The sequence below is a fragment of the Frankia sp. ACN1ag genome, assembly GCF_001414035.1.
Classification (GTDB): Bacteria; Actinomycetota; Actinomycetes; order Frankiales; family Frankiaceae; genus Frankia; species Frankia torreyi.
On record NZ_LJPA01000009.1, the window covers coordinates 121563 to 140744 of the forward strand.

Annotated in this window: 16 protein-coding genes and 5 pseudogenes; 11 read left to right on the forward strand and 10 right to left on the reverse strand. The window is 71.9% G+C overall.

Annotated elements, in window-relative coordinates; translation table 11 throughout:
• The first annotated feature begins 116 nt into the window (after positions 1 to 116).
• Together ftsH and folE are read left to right on the forward strand one after the other, a co-directional pair.
• Positions 117 to 2333 carry an ATP-dependent zinc metalloprotease FtsH gene (gene ftsH / locus UK82_RS10195; RefSeq protein ID WP_044883926.1) on the forward strand — a complete coding sequence of 739 codons (2217 nt, stop codon included), beginning with the start codon at positions 117 to 119 and terminating at the stop codon, positions 2331 to 2333.
• A gap of 155 nt (positions 2334 to 2488) precedes the next feature.
• On the forward strand, positions 2489 to 3091 hold the full coding sequence (gene folE, locus UK82_RS10200; RefSeq protein WP_044884010.1) for a GTP cyclohydrolase I FolE: 603 nt from the start codon (positions 2489 to 2491) through the stop codon (positions 3089 to 3091).
• 61 nt (positions 3092 to 3152) lie between these two features.
• Here the strand turns inward: folE and hisG (UK82_RS36990) are convergent.
• From hisG (UK82_RS36990) to UK82_RS10210, 3 genes and pseudogenes are all read right to left on the reverse strand, one after another.
• Positions 3153 to 3280, reverse strand: a 128-nt coding sequence (gene hisG / locus UK82_RS36990) for an ATP phosphoribosyltransferase (protein WP_396230515.1), incomplete at its 5' end; no start/stop codon positions are given.
• Position 3281: 1 nt separating this feature from the next.
• Positions 3282 to 4001, reverse strand: a pseudogene (gene hisG / locus UK82_RS10205) (ATP phosphoribosyltransferase); the annotation flags it as partial.
• 40 nt (positions 4002 to 4041) lie between these two features.
• Complete coding sequence (locus tag UK82_RS10210) at positions 4042 to 4458, reverse strand: phosphoribosyl-ATP diphosphatase (RefSeq protein ID WP_173667265.1); 417 nt, start codon at positions 4456 to 4458, stop codon at positions 4042 to 4044.
• Positions 4459 to 4636: 178 nt separating this feature from the next.
• Here UK82_RS10210 and UK82_RS10215 point away from each other — a divergent pair, with 178 nt between their 5' ends.
• Positions 4637 to 5434 carry an HAD family hydrolase gene (locus tag UK82_RS10215; RefSeq protein WP_095212083.1) on the forward strand — a complete coding sequence of 266 codons (798 nt, stop codon included), beginning with the start codon at positions 4637 to 4639 and terminating at the stop codon, positions 5432 to 5434.
• Here UK82_RS10215 and UK82_RS41445 read toward each other — a convergent pair.
• Positions 5400 to 5650 (reverse strand): annotated as a pseudogene (locus UK82_RS41445) (XRE family transcriptional regulator); the annotation flags it as partial. The gene UK82_RS10215 and the pseudogene UK82_RS41445 overlap by 35 nt on opposite strands.
• Before the next feature lies 1 nt (position 5651).
• Positions 5652 to 6443, reverse strand: a pseudogene (locus tag UK82_RS10220) (Scr1 family TA system antitoxin-like transcriptional regulator); the annotation flags it as partial.
• A 1157-nt stretch (positions 6444 to 7600) separates the two neighbouring features.
• On the opposite strand from UK82_RS10220, the gene UK82_RS10230 reads away from it, so the two are divergent.
• The 4 genes and pseudogenes from UK82_RS10230 to UK82_RS10240 all read left to right on the forward strand — a co-directional run bounded on the left by UK82_RS10230 (position 7601) and on the right by UK82_RS10240 (position 11400).
• Entirely contained in the window at positions 7601 to 8182 is a 582-nt protein-coding gene (locus UK82_RS10230) for a hypothetical protein (protein WP_236705752.1), read from the forward strand.
• 117 nt (positions 8183 to 8299) lie between these two features.
• Positions 8300 to 8890, forward strand: a 591-nt coding sequence (locus tag UK82_RS36995; protein ID WP_304438045.1) for a PmbA/TldA family metallopeptidase, incomplete at its 3' end; no start/stop codon positions are given.
• Between the two features lies 1 nt (position 8891).
• Positions 8892 to 9871 (forward strand): annotated as a pseudogene (locus UK82_RS37000) (TldD/PmbA family protein); the annotation flags it as partial.
• The gene (locus UK82_RS10240) at positions 9868 to 11400 is read left to right on the forward strand and encodes a metallopeptidase TldD-related protein (protein ID WP_082121700.1); all 1533 of its coding nucleotides are present in this window, start codon (positions 9868 to 9870) and stop codon (positions 11398 to 11400) included. The pseudogene UK82_RS37000 and the gene UK82_RS10240, both read left to right, overlap by 4 nt.
• A gap of 30 nt (positions 11401 to 11430) precedes the next feature.
• Here UK82_RS10240 and UK82_RS10245 read toward each other — a convergent pair whose 3' ends face one another.
• The 5 genes and pseudogenes from UK82_RS10245 to UK82_RS37015 form a co-directional block, all read right to left on the reverse strand.
• Positions 11431 to 11997 carry a bacterial proteasome activator family protein gene (locus tag UK82_RS10245; protein ID WP_044883929.1) on the reverse strand — a complete coding sequence of 189 codons (567 nt, stop codon included), beginning with the start codon at positions 11995 to 11997 and terminating at the stop codon, positions 11431 to 11433.
• Between the two features lie 119 nt (positions 11998 to 12116).
• A partial coding sequence (locus tag UK82_RS37005) for a zinc-binding dehydrogenase (RefSeq protein ID WP_236705753.1) occupies positions 12117 to 12585 on the reverse strand: 469 nt, incomplete at its 5' end.
• A 1-nt stretch (position 12586) separates the two neighbouring features.
• Positions 12587 to 13109 (reverse strand): annotated as a pseudogene (locus UK82_RS37010) (alcohol dehydrogenase catalytic domain-containing protein); the annotation flags it as partial.
• Between the two features lie 91 nt (positions 13110 to 13200).
• Entirely contained in the window at positions 13201 to 13848 is a 648-nt protein-coding gene (locus UK82_RS10255; protein WP_055406976.1) for a nitroreductase family protein, read from the reverse strand.
• 40 nt (positions 13849 to 13888) lie between these two features.
• A complete protein-coding gene (locus UK82_RS37015) occupies positions 13889 to 14221 on the reverse strand; it encodes a hypothetical protein (protein WP_236705754.1) in 333 nt (110 codons plus the stop codon).
• Between the two features lie 519 nt (positions 14222 to 14740).
• On the opposite strand from UK82_RS37015, the gene UK82_RS10265 reads away from it, so the two are divergent.
• The 4 genes from UK82_RS10265 (at position 14741) to UK82_RS10280 (ending at position 19129) form a co-directional block, all read left to right on the forward strand.
• Entirely contained in the window at positions 14741 to 16021 is a 1281-nt protein-coding gene (locus UK82_RS10265) for a SigE family RNA polymerase sigma factor (protein ID WP_063897462.1), read from the forward strand.
• On the forward strand, positions 16022 to 17653 hold the full coding sequence (locus UK82_RS10270; protein ID WP_055406978.1) for a hypothetical protein: 1632 nt from the start codon (positions 16022 to 16024) through the stop codon (positions 17651 to 17653).
• A gap of 514 nt (positions 17654 to 18167) precedes the next feature.
• A complete protein-coding gene (locus UK82_RS10275) occupies positions 18168 to 18710 on the forward strand; it encodes a hypothetical protein (protein WP_236705755.1) in 543 nt (180 codons plus the stop codon).
• The gene (locus UK82_RS10280; RefSeq protein WP_044883934.1) at positions 18710 to 19129 is read left to right on the forward strand and encodes a DUF3817 domain-containing protein; all 420 of its coding nucleotides are present in this window, start codon (positions 18710 to 18712) and stop codon (positions 19127 to 19129) included. The genes UK82_RS10275 and UK82_RS10280 overlap by 1 nt, the downstream gene beginning before the upstream one ends.
• Positions 19130 to 19182 lie beyond the last annotated feature (53 nt).

Genomic DNA, 19182 nt, shown 5'->3' on the forward strand with positions numbered 1-19182 from the left:
GGATGTACGCGCGGTGAGATGCGCGCACCGGCGGTACCCTCGGCACAAGGGAATCCCGATCGAGGGCAGCACACACGTCAGGAGGGTGGAGCGCTCGTGTCCGGCGCTCCAGACAGATGACTCCAAGAAGAATCTTCCGCGGCTGGGTGCCACTGCTGCTCCTGGTCCTGTTCGTGATCATTCTCACGACGGGTGTCCTCTCGGGTCCCAGTGAGTACGGCAAGCGAGACCTGAACTTCGTCCAGCAGCAGATCGACGAAGGCCAGGTGACGAAAGCCAAGATCGAGGACTCCAAGCAGCTCATCCAGATCCAGACGAAGGACGGCCGGAAGTTCGAGTCGTCCTATGTCACCGAACAGGGTGTCGTTCTGGCCAACGAGCTGCGGAACAAGCGCGTCGCCTACGACGTCTCCGTCGATCGCGGAAACATCCTGGTCTCCCTCCTGCTCAACCTGCTGCCCGTGCTGCTCGTGGTCCTGCTGCTGTTCTTCTTCATGAACCAGATGCAGGGCGGCGGCAACCGGGTCATGAACTTCGGTAAGTCCAAGGCCAAGCTGGTGAGCAAGGACACGCCGAAGACGACGTTCTCCGACGTGGCCGGCGCGGACGAGGCGATCGAGGAGCTCCAGGAGATCAAGGAGTTCCTGGAGAACCCGAGCAAGTTCCAGGCGATCGGCGCGAAGATCCCCAAGGGCGTCCTGCTCTACGGGCCGCCGGGCACCGGCAAGACCCTGCTGGCCCGGGCCGTCGCCGGCGAGGCGGGCGTGCCGTTCTACTCGATCTCGGGTTCCGACTTCGTCGAGATGTTCGTCGGTGTCGGCGCCAGCCGGGTCCGGGACCTGTTCGAGCAGGCCAAAGCGAACGCGCCGGCGATCATCTTCGTCGACGAGATCGACGCCGTCGGCCGCCACCGCGGGGCCGGGCTCGGCGGTGGCCACGACGAGCGCGAGCAGACCCTCAACCAGCTTCTCGTCGAGATGGACGGGTTCGACGTCAAGGGCGGCGTCATCCTCATCGCGGCGACGAACCGGCCCGACATCCTCGACCCGGCCCTGCTGCGGCCCGGCCGCTTCGACCGCCAGATCGTCGTCGACCGGCCGGACCTGCTCGGCCGCGAGGCCATCCTGCGGGTGCACGCCAAGGGCAAGCCGATCGGTCCGGACGCCGACCTGATGGTTATCGCCCGACGCACCCCGGGCTTCACCGGCGCGGACCTGGCGAACGTGCTCAACGAGGCCGCCCTGCTGGCCGCCCGGTCCAACCTCAAGTTCATCTCCTCGGCGCTGCTGGAGGAGTCGATCGACCGGGTGATGGCCGGGCCGGAGCGCAAGACCCGGGCGATGAGCGACAAGGAGAAGAAGCGCATCGCCTACCACGAGGGCGGGCATGCCCTCGTCGCGCACGCACTGCCGAACTCCGACCCGGTGCACAAGGTCACGATCCTGCCCCGGGGCCGCGCACTCGGCTACACGATGCAGCTCCCGCTGGAGGACAAGTACCTGTCGACCCGTTCGGAGATGCTGGACCGGCTCGCCGTGCTCCTCGGCGGCCGCACCGCCGAGGAACTGGTGTTCCACGACCCCACCACGGGCGCCAGCGACGACATCGAGAAGGCGACGCAGATCTCCCGGGCGATGATCACCCAGTACGGGATGAGCGACAAGCTCGGCGCGATCAAGTTCGGCACCGAGAACAGCGAGGTCTTCCTCGGCAAGGAAGTCGGGCACCAGCGCGACTACTCCGAGGAGGTCGCCAGCGAGATCGACGTCGAGGTCCGCCGGCTCATCGAGGCGGCGCACGACGAGGCGTGGGAGATCCTGGTCACCTACCGCGACGTCCTCGACAACCTCGTGCTGCGGCTGATGGACACCGAGACGCTGAGCAAGGACGACGTCGCCGAGGTCTTCGCGACCGTGCAGAAGCGACCGGTGCGCGGCATCTACACCGGCGTCGGTCGGCGCATCCCCTCGGATCGCCCGCCGGTACAGACCCCGGCCGAGCTGGGGCTGGTCCCCACCGGCGTCGCCGACCTGGTGAAGGACCCCGGTCACGGCAACGGGGCAACCGGTCGCCCGGGCAACGGTGCGCCGAGTGCACCCGGGGCGGATCCGGCCGGACACGGTAACCCGGTCGGTCCCGGCGGAAACGGGAATGGCGGCCCGGGTGGGCACGGTTACCCCCAGGGTCAGGGTTACCCGCAGGGGCCAGGCTATCCGCAGGGGCCGGGTTCACCGGCTCCGACCGGTGGCGAGGGCCCGCCCGAGGGGCCGCGCATCGCCAACCCGTGGGCCCCGCCGAGCTGGCCGAACGACGACGACAGGAGACGCCGTTGACGTCCGATTCCCCCGAGGTGTTCACGGATGAGCGGGTGGGCTCCGGCGCGTCGCCAGAGGTGAACGGCACCGCATCGGATGGCTTCGGCGTTCCCGACCCCAGCGCCCTCGGCATCAGCGCGACCACCGCCACGGCGGCTCCCCCGGCCTCGCCGATCCGGGATCGGCGCAGACCGCAGCAGGTGCGCCCCTTCGATCACGATCGGGTGGCGCGTGCCGTGCGCGAGCTGCTCATCGGGATCGGTGAGGACCCGGACCGGGAGGGCCTGCGCAAGACGCCGGACCGGGTCGCCCGGGCCTACCGGGAGGCGGTGGAGGGTCTGGGGCGGGAACCGTCCGAGGTGCTGACCACCGTCTTCGACGAGGGTCACGACGAGATGGTGCTGGTCCGCGACATCGATTTCTCGTCGCTGTGCGAGCACCACCTGGTGGTGTTCTCCGGCCGGGCGCACGTCGCGTACATCCCGAACGACCGGGGCCAGATCACCGGCCTGTCCAAGCTGGCGCGGCTGGTCGATCTCTACGCTCGCCGGCCGCAGGTCCAGGAGCGGCTGACCTCCCAGGTCGCCGACGCCCTCGTCGACGTCCTGGAACCGCGGGGCGTGATGGTCGTCGTCGAGGCAGAGCACCTGTGCATGTCGATGCGAGGGGTGCGCAAGCCGGGGGCCACGACGGTGACCTCGGCGGTGCGCGGCCAGTTCCTCAGCACGGCGACGCGCAGTGAGGGCATGTCGCTGATCCTCGGCAGCCGCCGCTGACCCACCCGGTCACCCGGACTCAAGGCCCCAGGCCACCGGGTGACCGGTCCCGGCGGCGGTGTTACAGCCGGCAGGCCTGGATGCCGGAGACCAGGATCCCGCGGGCGCCCAGATCCCACAGGTCGTCCATCGTCCGGTTGACCTCCGCGCGGGGCACCATCGCCCGCACGGCGACCCAGTCCTCCCGCTNCAGCGGAGAGATCGTCGGCGATTCGTAGCCGGGCGTGATGTCACACGCCTTCTCCAGCACCGCGCTCGGCACGTCGTAGTCCATCATCACGTATCGCCGCGCGACAAGGACGCCCTGCACACGGCGCAACAGCCGCTCGTGCGCCGTGGACAGCTCCGCCCCCCGCTTGGCGATAATGATCGCTTCGGACCGCAGGACCGGCTCGCCGAGCAGCTCCAGCCCGGCGGCCCGCAGCGTGCGGCCGGTCTCGACCACGTCGGCCACCGCGTCCGCGACCCCGAGCCGCACCGCCGTCTCCACCGCGCCGTCGAGGGTCACGATGCTCGCCGGGGTGATACCGCGGCCGGCCAGATCCGCCCGCACCAACGCCGGGAACGACGTGGCGATCCGCCGGCCCTGCAGCTCCGCCACGTCCGCGAGCGTGCCCTCCGGGGCGGCGTAGCGGAAGGTGGCGTGCGCGTAGCCGAGCGGTAGCAGCTCCGCCGCGGCGGCGTTGCTGTCGAGGAGTAGATCGCGACCGGTGATGCCGAGATCGAGGCGGCCCGAACCGACGTACACGGCGATGTCGCGCGGGCGCAGAAAGAAGAACTCGATGTCGTTCTCGACATCGGTGATGACCAGCTCCGCGGACTCGCGCCGGGCGTTGTAGCCGGCGTCGGCGAGCAACTGGCTGGAGGCCGCGGACAGCGACCCCTTGTTAGGAACCGCAATACGAAGCATCGTCACTACTCAGCGTCTACAGGAAAGGACAGGGGCGTGATCACAGGTGGGAGTATACGTCGTCCAGGGAAAGACCCAGGGAAATCATGAGGAGCTGACTCCAGTACAGCAACTGGGAGATCTCCTCGGCCGCCCTCTCGCGGCCTTCGTACTCGGCCGCCATCCAGGCCTCGGCGGCCTCCTCGACGAGTTTCTTACCGAGATGATGAACGCCCTTGTCGAGGGCGGCGACCGTACCGGAGCCGGGCGCCCGGCGCTGCCATTTCTCGGCGACCTCGGCGAAGAGTTCGTCGAATGTCTTTCCGCTGGCTGTATTCGCGCCGACGGCGGTGGGCGTGCTGCCGATCGTCGCGTCGGGATCGCCGGCGGCCCCGACGGGACGGTGCGGATCGCCGTCCGCACCGGGTCGGGAGAGACGCCCGGACGGCGGCGACCCGGGCCGATCGGCAGGAACCATGTTCGGCATGCTACCTGTCACCGCGCCGTCGGCCGCCCCACCGAACATCGCCACCGGTCGCGGACACCGACGACCACTGTCGGAGGTGGGCGCAGCGCGCCGGCACCGCCTCCCGGCCAGGCACGATGCTGGCGGATTGCGCCGACTGTGCGGCGCGTTGCTGGTTGACTGGGTCACTGTGTTCCCGCCTGCCCTCGTCGCCACGGATCTGGACGGGACGCTGATCCGTAGCGACGGCACCGTCTCGGCACGCACCCGCGCGGCCCTGCGGCGGGTGGAGCGGTCCGGCGCGACCGTCGTGTTCGTCACCGGGCGGCCGAGCCGGGTGATGGCGGGTGTCGTGGCGCAGACGTCGGCCTCCGGCCTCGCCATCTGCGCGAACGGGGCGCTCGTGTTCGACCTGGATTCAGGCGTTCCGGTCAGCCACCGGTTTCTCGAGCAGGCCACGGCGCTGCGGTTGGCCCGTGCCATCCGCGCCGCGGTGCCGGACGCCGTGTTCGCCGTGGAGAGCGGCGTCCGGTTCGGCCGGGAACCGGCCTTCGAGACGATGTGGCCGGATCCCGAGGAACTGGTCGCGGCGTTCCCCGAGCTGCTGCTGGCCCTGCCGGCGACGAAGCTGCTGGTTCGGCGGGGTGGTCAGCCGTTCACCGAGGTGTACGACGTGATCGTCGAGCTCGCCGGAACGGACGCCGTCGTCACCACGTCGAGCGTGGACCTGGTGGAGATCGCCGGGCCGGGGGTGTCCAAGGCCGTGGCACTGGCGGAGCTCGCCGCCGAGCGGGGGATGACCGCCCGCGACGTCATCGCCTTCGGCGACATGCCGAACGACCTGCCGATGTTCGCCTGGGCCGGGTACTCGGTCGCCGTTGCCAACGCCCATCCGGACGTCCTCGCCGCCGCCGACGAGGTCACCGCGTCGAACGACGAGGACGGGGTCGCGATCATCCTGGAGCGGCTGTTTCCGGCGGTGGGTTGAGTTCCCCCCCCAGGGCGGGTTCGGCCGGCGCGGCGGCGGCGGCGCTCGCGGCGCCGGGGTCGATCGCGGTGCCGGTGCCGGTGGCGGGGCGGCGGGGCGCGAGGAGTTCGGCGTAGCTGCGCGTGTACCCCGCGAGAATCTCGTCGAGATCGGGCGCGGTCAGCGCCGCATACTCCTCGAAGATCTTCGCGTAGATCCGGACCTGGTCCGGATGGCNGAATCCCGTGGCTTCCAGCGTCTCCACCACGACCAGGCTGTCATCCAGAATCGTGAATCCCTGCACGTGCGGGTACTCCAGCTCGGCCGAGCTCGGCACGATCCGTACCGTGACGTTGTCCAGCTCCGCCACCGCGGCAATCCGCTTGATCTGTGCGATCATGTACTCCGGCGGCGCGAAACGGTTACCGAGGACCGACTCCATCAGGATGAACTCGAACCGCCGGGTCGCGTCGTAGAGCAGATTCTGCCGCCTGATCCGCAGGCTGACCTTCTCCGCGGTCCGCTGGTACCACGCACCCTCGTCGCCGCCGATGGTGATGCGGTGATAACCGTTCACGACCCGGCGGGCGTATTCGCTGATCTGAATCAGCCCGGGCAGCAGGATCGGCTCGAACTCACGGATGAGGGTTGCCTCCCGCTCGGCGTCGAGGATCTCCTCCTGGTCGAGGCTGATGCCCTGCCGCCGGGTCTCCACCCCGGCGGCGGCGCGCCGACGCGGCGCCCGGCGGGCTGCGGTCGACTGCAGCCGCTCCGCGAGGTCCACGAGATGGCGGACGAGATCGGGTGGGGCCTGCAGGGTCCGGGCGATCCGCTCGACATCGGCGGGGCTGGGCCGGAGCAGACCGTTCTCGATCTTGGAAATCGTGCTCTGGCTGATGCCGACGGACGACGCGAGCGCCTGGCCGGTCATCGCGCGGGAGTGGCGTAGCTGTGCGAGTTCGACCCCGAGGCGGGCCGGCGGCGTGTCGTCGGACGCAGTCGCCGCCGGGGGCGCACCCTCGCCCTCCATGATCACCTCCGAGGTAGGTCCGTCCCCACCGGCCACCACGGGCGCCCCGACGGCTACGCCTGCGCCGGCGCCGGCAGCCCGCGCGCGGCCGCCAGGAACACGCTGCGGGGGATGCGCANCAACGCCTCGCCGGGGGGCACCTCGCCCGTCGGGATCCGCTGGTCCACCACCGCGTATCCCTGGACGAAGATGTCCTCATCCTCATCGTTCACGTACACCGTGGGACAGTTCGCGCTGGCACACGACGCACTGGCCACCGGGACGAGCCGCATCGCTCCTACCTCTCTGCACCACTGCGCTTCATCCTAGGGATCACCCCCGAGTCAGGACATAGCACAGTAATAACGATCAGATCTACGGCGGCGACACGAATATTCCGACCACTTGCGGCATATCGTCACTCAAGCGTGACGAGCTGACGCCGGAGGCCCTAACCGAACGTCACCGATGCTCGGTGAATCCCATCTTCCAGTAGGCGCTGCCGCCACCTCAAGCAATTCCATCACTACAGAGAGTGGCGAAACGCGGTGACACAACGCCGTGCGGGACCACCGCAAATAGTACCGAAACGCGTGAACTAGCAGTTCCTTCGGGCTACCCGTTCACGGGGAGTGGGAACGGAACGTTAGGGCGATGACGACGACGACCCCGGCTCGTCGACTACACCGAGTAGTGCTGCGAATATTTTGAGACTCCGTCGGGGAAGTCGGCTCCGGACGCGGACCGCGTCGAGTTCCGCCCGCCGACGCCAGGTGATGAAGACCGGACCCCGGTTTGCCCCCCGACGGTCCGGCGGCCGCGGGTACGCCCCTTCGGAGCACCGCAGGAAGGGGCCCACGTCCTTCGCCCCGACGCACTCCGGCGGAGCCGGAGGCGGGTCCCCTGCCCGGACGCACGCGAGCCGCAACGATTCTGGCTCGATCATGAATATTCAGAAATTCCCTTGAGATTCGGATCATCGTGCCGGATGATTCGGACTGGAGCATCCCGTCGGCCGACGGTCCCACGGCCCCGGGTCCTCTCCGGTGGCCTCCGGCCGCCGCTCCGGCAGTCTCCCCTCGTCGCCTCGACCGACACTTCGCCTCGACCGACACGGGGGTTCGACCGACACGGGGCCTGACCGACACGGGGGCCTGACCGACAGGAGGGAAGGCCGCATGTGCATCCCCAGCCGGCCCTGTGCGGCTCTCCTCGGCGCCCCGCGCACCTGGCCGCTGTTGCTGGGCTGGGCGATGGTCACGATCCTGATGGTGGTCGTCAAGGCCCTCGCGCACGCCCGGCACGGTCGTCGCGGCCGGGCTCGCGTCCCGCGGGCGGCCGGAACGCCGGGCACCCGGCGGGTTGCGCCGCCCGCGTGGTCCGCTGCTGACGTCCGGCGCTTCGACCCGGCCGCATTCGAGCCTCTCGCGGACCGGATGTCCTGCCTGCTGCGTGTCTTCCTCGCCGCCGCCGTCCCCAGGCCGGACCGACCCGCCCGACTCGACCTGCGCGCCCCCGCGACGACCTGGTTCGTCGACGCCTTCACCGCCGCCTCGGACCTGCTCGTCGGCCTGAGCCAGGCCGATCACCCCGAGACCCTGGCCGCCGCCGTTCGGGAGGCCGAACGGCGGTGGGAGCTGATCGACGCGTGGAGCCGCGAGACGGCCGAGTCCACGGGCGGTCCCCCGACGCCGCCGGGGCCGGCCGGATCCGGCCACCTCCGTCCGGACGATCCCGACTCCACCGATCACCTGCGGTAACCGAGGTGCGGCCACCGAGCCGCCCTCGGCCACGCGGTGTCGACGGTGGGCGCCCCCACGACACCGCCCACCCGGGTCGGCGCCCCATCGGTCGCCCGCGCGGGCCAGGATAGGGACATGGCGACACCCGTCCATCAGGACCCGGCCGCATCCGGCCTGCCGGCGCACGAGATCGACGCGGAGTTCCTCGCGCTGCCGCGTTCCACGCTCGCGGACGCGGCCCTGCAGACCGCACGCGATCTCGGCGCCACCCATGCCGACATCCGCATCGAACGGCTGCGGGACTCCTCACTGTCCTTCCGCGACGCCGCTCTGGAAAGCCGGCACGAGGGCGCCACCCTGGGCCTCGCGGTGCGGGTCGTGCACGCCGGAACCTGGGGTTTCGCGGCCGGCGTCGACCTCACCCCGGACGAGGCGGTCCGGCTGGCCCACGAGGCCGTCGAGATGGCGCGGGTGGCGGCCCCGCTGAACTCCGAGCCCGTCGAGCTCGCCCCGGAACCGGCGCACTCCGACGCGGTCTGGGTGTCGGCATACGCCGCCGACCCCTTCGCCATCGACGCGCGGGAGCGGATCGAGCGGGTCGGGGGGCTGTGTCGCACCCTGTTCGCCGCGAACGACGTCGACCACGTCGAGGGCCGGTTCGGCGCCGTGATGGAGAACAAGTACTACGCGGATCTGACCGGCACCTCGACGACCCAGCAGCGGGTGNGGGTGCTCTGCCAGATCGAGGCGACGCGCGTCGACCCGGGCGGCGGGTTCGAGACCATGCGCACCATCGCCCCGCCCGTCGGCCGGGGCTGGGAGTGGATGGTGGCGGGGCCCGCGGCGGGCTGCTGGGACTGGGATGGCGAGATCGCCCTCATCCCCGGGCTGCTGGCGGAGAAGGCCAAGGCGTCCTCGGTCGAACCCGGCCCGTACGACCTGGTGATCGACCCGTCGAACCTGTGGCTGACGATCCACGAGTCCGTCGGCCACGCCACCGAGCTCGACCGGGCGCTGGGCTACGAGGCGGCCTACGCCGGCACGTCGTTCGCCACCCTGGACCAGCTCGGCGCCCTGCGCTACGGCTCACCGGCGATGACGATCACCGGGGACCGCACGGCCCTGCACGGGCTGGCCACCATCGGCTACGACGACGAGGGCGTGCAGACCCGCCGGTTCGACATCGTGCGCGACGGCACCCTCGTCGGCTACCAGCTCGACCGGGCGATGGCGGCCCGCAACGCGAGCGTGCTCGGGGTGGAACGCTCCAACGGCTGCGCCTTCGCCGACTCCCCCGGCCACGTGCCGATCCAGCGGATGGCGAACGTGTCCCTGCTGCCCGCGCCCGGCGGCCCCTCGACCGAGGAACTGATCGGCCGGGTCGACCGTGGGATCTACATCGTCGGCGACAAGAGCTGGTCGATCGACATGCAGCGGTACAACTTCCAGTTCACCGGGCAGCGGTTCTACAAGATCCGTTCCGGGCGCATCGTCGGCCAGCTCCGCGACGTCGCCTACCAGGCGACGACGACGGACTTCTGGGGTTCGCTGGAGGCCGTGGGCGGCCCGCAGACGTACCTGCTCGGCGGCGCGTTCAACTGCGGCAAGGGGCAGCCCGGCCAGGTCGCGGCGGTCAGCCACGGCAGCCCGGCCGCACTGTTCCGCGGCGTCAACGTCCTCAACACGCGGCGGGAGGCCGGCCGATGAGCCAGGTGACCGGAGCGGACACCCCCCGGGCCGCACAGGCCGGACGGGCCGACCGGGCGGGCGCGGTGCCCGCGGCGGCCCACGAGATCGTCGAACGCGCCCTCGCGCTGTCCCGCGCGGACGGCTGCGTGGTGATCGCCACCGAGTCCAGCTCGGTGAACCTGCGCTGGGCCACCAACACCCTGACCACGAACGGGGCGAGCCGAGACCGGTCGATCACCGTCGTCAGCGTCGTCGGCCGCTCGTTCGGGGTGCGCACCGCCTCCACGATCGACACCCCGGCCGGCGGCGGGCGGGGCGCACGGCCTGGGGACCTGCCGCATCCCACCGACGCCGACGGCCTCGCCGAGCTCGTCCGCGCCGCCGAGGACGCCGCCCGCGAGGCGGCGGACGCCGAGGACTACGCCGACCTGCTCGGGCCCGCCACCGCCGGGCTGACCGGGGGCGCCGGGCCGGTCGCGGGCGGCGGCGCCTTCACCGACCCGGCGGCCCGCACCGGCACGGGGGTGTTCGCCGCCTTCGCCCGAGACCTCGCCGAGGCGTTCGGAGCCGCGCGGGCGCAGGGCCGGCGGCTGTTCGGCTTCGCCCAGCACGACGTGACCACCACCTGGCTGGGCACGTCCACCGGCCTGCGGCTGCGCCACAGCCAACCGACAGGCAGCGTCGAGTGGAACGCCAAGAGCGGCGTGCCAGGCGGCTCGGTGTGGCACGGGCAGTCCACCCACGACTTCAGCGACGTGGACGTGGCCGCGACGGACGCGGCGCTGCGCTCCCGGCTGGCCTGGTGCGAGCGGTCGGTGGAGCTGCCCGCGGGTCGCTACGAGACGCTGCTGCCCCCCTCCGCGGTCGCCGACCTGATGATCGACCTGTACTGGTCGGCCGCCGGCCGGGACGCCGCCGAGGGCCGCACGGTGTTCAGCCGGCCGGGCGGCGCAACCCGGATCGGCGAGGCGATCGGGCCAGCGGGGCTGCGGCTGTTCAGCGACCCCGCGGACCCGGAGCTGGCGACGACCCCGTTCGTCACCGCCGCGTCGTCGTCATCGATGTCGAGCGTGTTCGACAACGGGCTGGCGCTCGGAGCGACCGACTGGATCCGCGACGGCGCGCTCTCCGCGCTCGTGCAGACCCGCGCCTCGGCCCGCGCCACGCAGAGCCCGGTCACTCCGATCATCGACAACCTGGTTCTGGACGCGGGGGGCTCCGCGTCGCTCGAGGAGATGATCGCCTCGACTCGGCGCGGCCTGTTGCTGACCAGTCTGTGGTATATCCGCGAGGTCGATCCGGAGGTCCTGCTGCTGACCGGGCTGACCCGTGACGGCGTCTACCTCGTCGAGAACGGCGAGGTCACCGGGGCGGTGAACAACTTCCGGTTCAACGAGTCGCCCGTGGACCTGCTGGGCCGCACGGCGCAGATCGGCGCGGCCACCCGCACCATGGCCCGCGAGTGGGCGGACTGGTTCACGCTCACCCGGATGCCACCGATGCGGGTGCCGGACTTCAACATGAGCTCGGTCAGCCCGGCGAACTGACCGCCGGACCGCCCGCGGGCGCGGGCGCCATCACAGGTAGGCGCCGCGCCCGAACGTCTCACCGCCGGGCTGCTGTTGCTGCTGCCCGCTCGGCAGCGCCCGGCGGCGCATCTCGTCGAGCTGAGCCCGGGCCGCCATCTGCTGGGCGAACAGCGCCGTCTGCAGGCCATGGAACAGGCCCTCCAGCCAGCCGACGAGCTGCGCCTGAGCGATCCTGAGCTCGCCGTCCGACGGGGTGTGGCCCTCGTCGAAGGGCAGCGACAGCCGCTCCAGCTCGGCCCGCAACTCCGGGGCCAGCCCGTCGGAGAGCTCGCGGATCGAGCTGCGATGGATCTCCCGCAGCCGGACGCGACTGGCGTCGTCCAGCGGCGCGGCGCGCACCTCCTCCAACAACTGTTTGATCATCGTGCCGATGCGCATCACCTTGTCGGGCTGGGAGACCAGCTCGGCCACGGGGTTGTCGCCGGCCGGCTCCGCCTCCTGCCCGTCGGCCGAGGTCACCGACCTGGCCGGCCGGCCGAGCACCGTCTGCGGGCCGTCGTGCAGGGCCCCGTCGGGCCCGACAATCACGACGCGGGGTTCCGGTTGATCCGTCATGACCCCTATCCTGCCCCGTTCGGGCGCGCCACACGGCGCCGATGCGACGTCGGCCGCCCGGCCGTGACCCGGCCGTGACCCGGCCGCGGGCAGCGACAACCGGCCGCGGTCCGCCACCGTCAGCGCGGAATGGTGAGGATCACCTTGCCGACATGTCCAAGATCGGCCACATGCCGATGCGCCGCCACCACTTCGGTGATCGGGAGCACCCGGTCGATCACCGGTCTGATCGCGCCGCGTTCGATCGCCGGCCAGAACTCGGCGCGGACCCCGGCGATGATCTCGGCCTTCTCCGCCGCCGGCCGGGCACGCAGCGACGCGGCATGCACCGCCGCCCGCTTGGTGAGCAGAGCCCCGAGATTGAGCTCGCCCTTCACCCCGCCCTGCAGGCCGATGACGACCAGCCGCCCGCCGACGGCGAGCAGCGACACGTTGCGCGGCAGGTAGGCCGCGCCCATGTTGTCGAGGATGACATCCGCCCCGTGGCCCTCGGTGGCCTTGCGGATCACCTCGACGAAGTCGGAGTCCCGGTAGGACACGGCCACGTCCGCGCCGAGCTCCCGGACCCGGGCCAGCTTCGCCGCGGAGNCGGCGGTGGTGGCGATGACCGCCTCCGGCCGCAGCGCGCGGACCGCCTGGATCGCGAACGTGCCGATCCCCGACGCGCCACCGTGCACGCAGAAGACCTCACGGTCGCGCAGGTCGGCGATGCCGAACACGGTCGAGTAGACGGTGGCCGCGACCTCGGGCAGGCCGGCGGCCTCGACGAGGTCGACACCCGCCGGGATCGGCAGGAGCTGGCCGGCCGGCACGTTCACCCTGCTCGCGTACCCGCCGCCGCCGAGCAGGGCACACACCTCGGCGCCGACCTCGAACCCGGACACCTCGGGCCCGACCGCGGCCACCCGGCCGGAGCACTCCATCCCGATGATCTCGGACTCACCGGGCGGCGGCGGGTAGAAACCCTGCCGTTGCAGCAGGTCCGCCCGGTTGACGGCGGTCGCGACCACGTCGAGGGTCACCTCGCCCGGCCCGGGGTCGGGCGGGTCGGCCACGCTGGACCAGGACATGACTTCGGGCCCGCCAGGGGCCGACACCGTCACCGCATGCACCCCCCACACGCTACGACGCCGCCGACAGCCGGGAGTTCGCGGACCCGGGAGTCCGCGGACCCCGCAACGGCGACGTGGGCGCCGAGGGCGGCTACCAGCGGTCGTGGTGCAGGACGCTCGCCAGCGGCTCCCGTGCCGCGGGCCGGAAATCCGTGCCGACGGTGTAGGCGACGGGCAGCAGCACGCCCTGGCTCACGTCCGGCGGGATGCCGAGCAGCTTCGCCACCTCGTCGGCGTAGCGCAGGTGCAGCGTCGTCCAGGCGCTGCCGAGACCGCGGGACCGCAGGGCGAGCATGAAGCTCCACGCGGCCGGCAGCAGCGACCCCCAGAAGCCCGCCTGCAGCTCCCCCGGGATCTGCCTCGCGTCCCCCTCCAGGCAGCCGATGACGTGCACGGGAACCCGGTGCAGGTTCTCGGCGAGGTACCGGGCGGAGTCGCTGACCCGCTGCTGGACGGCGAGCCGCTCGCCCTCGAGCGAGTCCTGGACCGGCCCGGCGCCGGCGTCGAGATAGGCGATCGCGGCGCGCTGGTAGTACTCGGCGATGCCGGCGCGCAGCTCCGGGTCGGTCACCACGATCCAGTGCCAGCCCTGCCGGTTGGAACCGCTGGGCGCCTGCAGGGCGATCCGCAGGCACTCCTCGATGACCTCCGGTTCGACCGGGCGGTCGAGATCGAGCCGCCTGCGCACGCTGCGGGTCGTCGTCAGCACCTCGTCGAGGGTGAGGTCGAGCAGGGTCACGATGAGCTCCTTCGTGGCCGCATCCCGCGCGGGTCCCGGATCAGACCGGTTCGGGCTCGGGTTCGGGTGAGTCCGGCGCCGGCTCGGTGTACGGCGAGGGTTCGTGCGGCGCCGGCGGCAGATCCGGCGTATCGGGCAGCAGCGGGCCCGGGTCGTCCGGAATCGGGGCGTCCGGGTCGAGCGGCGGGGGCGAGTCCGGACGGTGCGGACGGACCCCGGCGGACACCACCCTCGGGCACGCCGGCGTGGTCCACATCGCCCTGGTCCACGGGGCGGTCCCCGTCGGGATGGTCCTCGTCAGAACGGTCCCCGGCGGGATGGTCGACGTCGGGATGGTCCCCGGCGGGATGGTCGAGGTGAGCTGGCTGGACATAGGACCCGCCGTACCCGGTGGTCGGAGCCGCGGAAACATCGTCCCAGCATCGCACGGCCACCGGCCCGCCTATCCGAAGCCTCGCGACCCGTCCCGAACAGGAAGGTCAACCCCGCCAGATCTCCACACGGTCAACAAAAACATCGTATGAACAACGGACGCAATCCCATGACACGCCCGACCAAACAACAAAAACAGCCGACCCACAACGAGCCTTCATTCGAGTGGCGCGTGGGCGCCGAGAAGGTTCGCCGACGGGCCTATCCGACCCCCAACCCAGATGGCGCGTGGGTCACAGCGGAGACGGCGGTCCACACGAGGTGCGGCGCCCGTATCGCCGTATTAACGGTACAGGAACTGATCAGCACTCAAGTGCCACGACAGACAGCAGATCCAGTCGCTACCGTCATATGCGCATCACCCTGAACTCTTGGTTCTCTGCAACCAGTCACAGATGACCACAGCATCGACTGTCTGGCCGACACCGGGGACGCGCCGGCCAGGACGGGCCCGGGGAGCGTGCCAGTGGAAGCGGTCGCGGCCGACGACGAGCACGAACATCCCCACAGACAGGCGGAGTTCCACGCGTTCTTCGAGAGCCATCATCGCGCGCTGAGCCGCTTCGCGTATCTGTTGACCGGCGACCATGACGCGGCCGACGACCTCACCGCGGAAGCGCTCACCGCAGCCTGGTCGAGCTGGGATCGGGTCCGTTCGGCCGAGCTCCCGCTGGCCTACGTCCGGCGCATCGTCGCCAACCTGGCGGCAGACCGGGTTCGCAAGGTCGTGCGCGAGCGGCGCGGGCTGGCCGTGCTCGGGCAGCGCGCCGAGCGATCCGCCCCGGTGCCGGACGTGCCGGCGGTGGTCGATCTGCGCACCGCCCTGATGAGCCTGCCATCGGGCAAGCGGGCCTGCGTCGTGCTCCGCTACGCCTTCGACCTGTCGGAAGGGGAGACGGCCCGGACACTGGGCATCTCCGTCGGGACGGTGAAAAGCCAGACGGCCAAGGGAGTCGCCGAGCTCGAGCGAATCCTTAAGAGAGCCGAACCGCCGCCGACCGCGACGACCCAGGAGGAGGTGACCCCCCGCATGGCGCCCGAGCACCCCGAAACGCCCCAGGGCGGCACGTCCCGGCCGGGCACGTCCCGGATGAACGGTGCGCGCTCCGGCTCGGGCGACTCCCCCGGGGGGCGCGGCGCCGGCCAGTCCGACGAACCCGCCGGGCCCGACCGGTCCGCCTTCGCGCCGCCGCGCGGGACCGAGCCGACACCGGGGACCGGCCTGACACGGGGGACCGGCCTGACAGCAGCGCCCGACCTGACACCAGGGGCCGACCTGACACCAGGGGCCGGACCGACTCCTGGATCCGGTCGGCACCCCCACGGCGAGCCGTTCCCGGAGACGGGACGGCTGCCCGGTCCGGTGCCTCTGGCCCGGCGCGAACCACTGCGGCGCGAACCCGTCCCCTGGCGCGGATCCGCCTCCGGGCGCCAACCACTGTCCCGGCACGAACGCGTTCCCGGTCCCGAACGCGTTCCCGGTCCCGAACGCGTTCCCGGTCCCGAACGCGTTCCCGGTCCCGAACGCGTTCCCGGTCCCGAACGCCTTTCCCCGACCGAACGCATGCCGCAGGCCGAACGCATGCCCCCGACCGAACACGTGGCCCGACTCGACGAACCGGGCTGGCTCGAGCGACCTCGCGGGGCGGATTCACCGACCTGGCCCGAGTCGCTGCCCTGGTTGCGACTGGCCTGGCCGGAACGACTGGCCTGGCCGGTGTGGCGGGTCGGCGAGGCGTAGATGACATCGAGCACGTCGGGGTTCCAGGAGCCCGACCATGAACCACCAGCCGGGCCGGGCCGGATGAGCGGCGCCGGCACGCCGTTCCACGAGGAGCTGCGCGGCATGCTGGGCACCGAGATGGCCCGGCACCAGCCCGACTCCGACCGGATCCGGCGCCGGCTCGCGGCAGCCGTCGGGCAGCCGCTGGGCGGGCCGTCCCTTCCCCCGCTGCGTCAGCCGGGGTCCGTCTCCCCCTTCACCGCCCGGGCGGCCGCCAGCGCCCAGGACCGCCCGGACGCCGCCGCGGGGTCGACGACGGATCCCCACGCAGGCCCGCAGGGCGCCACGCCGATCGTCGTCGGTACGGGCTTCCCCACCTACGACGAAGCCGCTCCCTACGGCGAAGCCGCCGCCTACGGTGAAGCCCGCGCGGAATCCGGGCTGTACGCCGAGGCCGAGCCGTACACGGACGCCGAGATGGCCGCACCGGACGGCCTCGGCACGCTGATCGACCTGACCGGTCCGCTCGACCTCGGCGAGCCCGCCGAGGAGACGGACCGCCTCGGCACGACGTCGCCCCTGCGGCTGGAGGCCCTCCACGGCACGCCGCGCAGGCGCCCGTCCGCGGTGCTGCCGCGGCGGGGCCGTCGCCCGCGACGCACCCGGCCCGGAAGCGGTGCGCCGGGGCGGGCGGCCCGGCGCCGCACCCAGGCGCTCGTCGGCGCGGCCGTCACCGTGCTGAGCCTGGCCCTGATCGCGCTGGTCGCCCTGCTCGACCTGCCGGGCTCCGATTCGTCCGACCCCCCGACCACCACTGTGACCGCGCAACCCCACCCGACGGAGACACCGTGGGCGACCGCGGGCGCCACGCGGGCACCGTCCCGCCCGCCCGCCGCGCATTCCCCCTCGCCCCCGGACCCCTCGGCCGGCGTCCCGCAGGGACAGGCCAGTCCGGCGGGCAGCACGGCGGCCGTGGGAGCGGCCGAGCCGGCGGGCGCCGCGAGGCCGTCGAGCGGGGCGTCCACGCAGCCGTTGACGAGGGGCACCAGACCCGATCCGGCCGCACCGGCCGAGGCCGGCACCGGCGCGGCCGGCACCGGCCAGGCACCCACCACCGGCCTGGCACCGTCCGCCACCGGCATCTACACCAGCTCCGTCGCGCCGTTCCCGGCCGGATCGCGCGTCCAGATCCCCGGCGGCGAGGCCGCGGACTGGGCACTGTTCGGCGAGGGATGGGGCGGAGTGCAGAACCGGGCGGCGCTGCCGGTCCCGCTGCTCAGCGCGAGCGTGGTGGGCGTCCCGACGACATCGCCATCGGGCTTCGACTGGAGCGGCGGGATGCCGACGGCCAGCGGCACCGACGACACCGACCGGCTGGCGGTCCAGGGCACGGCCGTGCTGTCGACCTTCGTCGTGCAGGCCCGCACCCTGGATCTCTACCTCGGGTCGTCGTCGGGACGGGTCGAGATCACCGTGTCCTCGCTGCGGGACAGGCGGACCTTCACCGTCACGCTGCCGTCGACGTTGGCCGACGGTTCGGCGGACGCCCGGGTGAGCGTGTCGCTGCCGGCGAACATCGGGGCCGCCACCGTGTCGATCTCCAGCGGAAGCTCCGACGGCTGGACGCTCGCGGCCGCCGTGCTGCGGTGACGAAGCGGTGACGAAGCGGTGCCTGTGCGATCCGGGGCGACGCCGTCGCAACAACGTGTCTAGCCCTTTCGGGTCATCCGGCGGGGATCGCGAAAAACTTTAAAAATCTTGCCCTCCGCGGCAACCAAACGACACCTCCCGGACGACTGACCATGTGAACGCCACACCGGCCCCCGCGCCAGGAGGTCCGGTCGGCGTTTCGGCCCGTTCGTCCGGCTAACCCCCCCCAGCCGACCGAACGGGCCGTCGAGCGGTACCGGGGCTGGCCGGTCAGGCCAAGGCCGGCCAGCCCCCTCACCACCGCCGCGTTCGCCCGCTCCGGGCATCCAGCACGCCAGGCATCCAGCACGCCAGGCATCCAGCACGCCAGGCATCCAGCGCCCCGGGCACCCAGCACTCCGGGCATCCAGCCACCGTCGCGGCCGCCGCGCCCCAGGGCCCGGCCGGGCTCCGACACCCGGCCCGGCGAGCGCACCCGTCTCCCCGCCGTTCGCCCGACCGAGTCATCGACGGTGTGAGCCTGGTCGCTGGCACCTGGCCCGCGACCTACGCGGATCGGACCCGGAGAGGTAGCGTCGACAGCGTGCGCCGGCTGTTGTTTGCACCCTCGTGGATCGCGCGTCATCTCCTCGCGCTCGCTATGGTCGCGCTGTTCATCCGCATGGGGATATGGCAGCTCACCAAGGGCGAGTCGGCGCAGGGCTCGTTGCAGAACCTCTTCTACGGAGTCGAGTGGCCGATCTTCGCCGCCTTCGTCGTGTACTGGTGGTACAAGATGATCAAGGAAGAGCTGGCGCCCCAGGACGAGAGCGGTCCCCAGTGGGGCGCGGGCGGGCGGATCGCACCCGAGGCGCCCTGGCGGCCGGAGCTGGACGGTCCCCGGATGTTGACCGCCGCGTCGGACTCGCCCGAGGAGGACGACGAGGTCGACGCCTACAACCGCTACCTCACCTCGCTGTACGAGCGCGACGTGCTGCGCGAGGCCCTGAAGCAGATCGACCCGAAACAGATCGACTCGAAGCAGATCAACGCGAAACAGATCAACGGAGCCCGCTGATGACCCCCGCCCCCTCCCGCACCGCCGGGGGACGTTCCGCCACGCCGGCGGTCCGAGCCGCCCTGCTGCGGTACCGCGTGATCGCCTACGTCGTCGGCGTCGGCCTGATCCTGCTGGTCTGCGTCGGCGTGCCGTTGAAGTACGCCGGCGGCAACGACACCGTCGTCGCGGCGATCGGCCCGATCCACGGCGTGTTGTACATGGTGTACCTCGCCTGCGCGTACGACCTGGCAAGCCGTTGCCGGCTGCCGCTGCGGCAGACGATCCTGGTCATGCTCGCGGGCACGATCCCGTTCCTGTCGTTCGTCGCCGAGCGCCGGGTCAGCGCCCTGATCCGCCGCAAGCACCTCGCGGCACCGGCCGGCACCAGGCCCGCCCGCCCCGCCGCCGGCGAGACGGCTGAGGCCCCCGCCCGCTGACCAGACCGCCCTCCGCTCGGCCGGGCCGGAGCGGCCTGCGGCGTTCCAGCCGG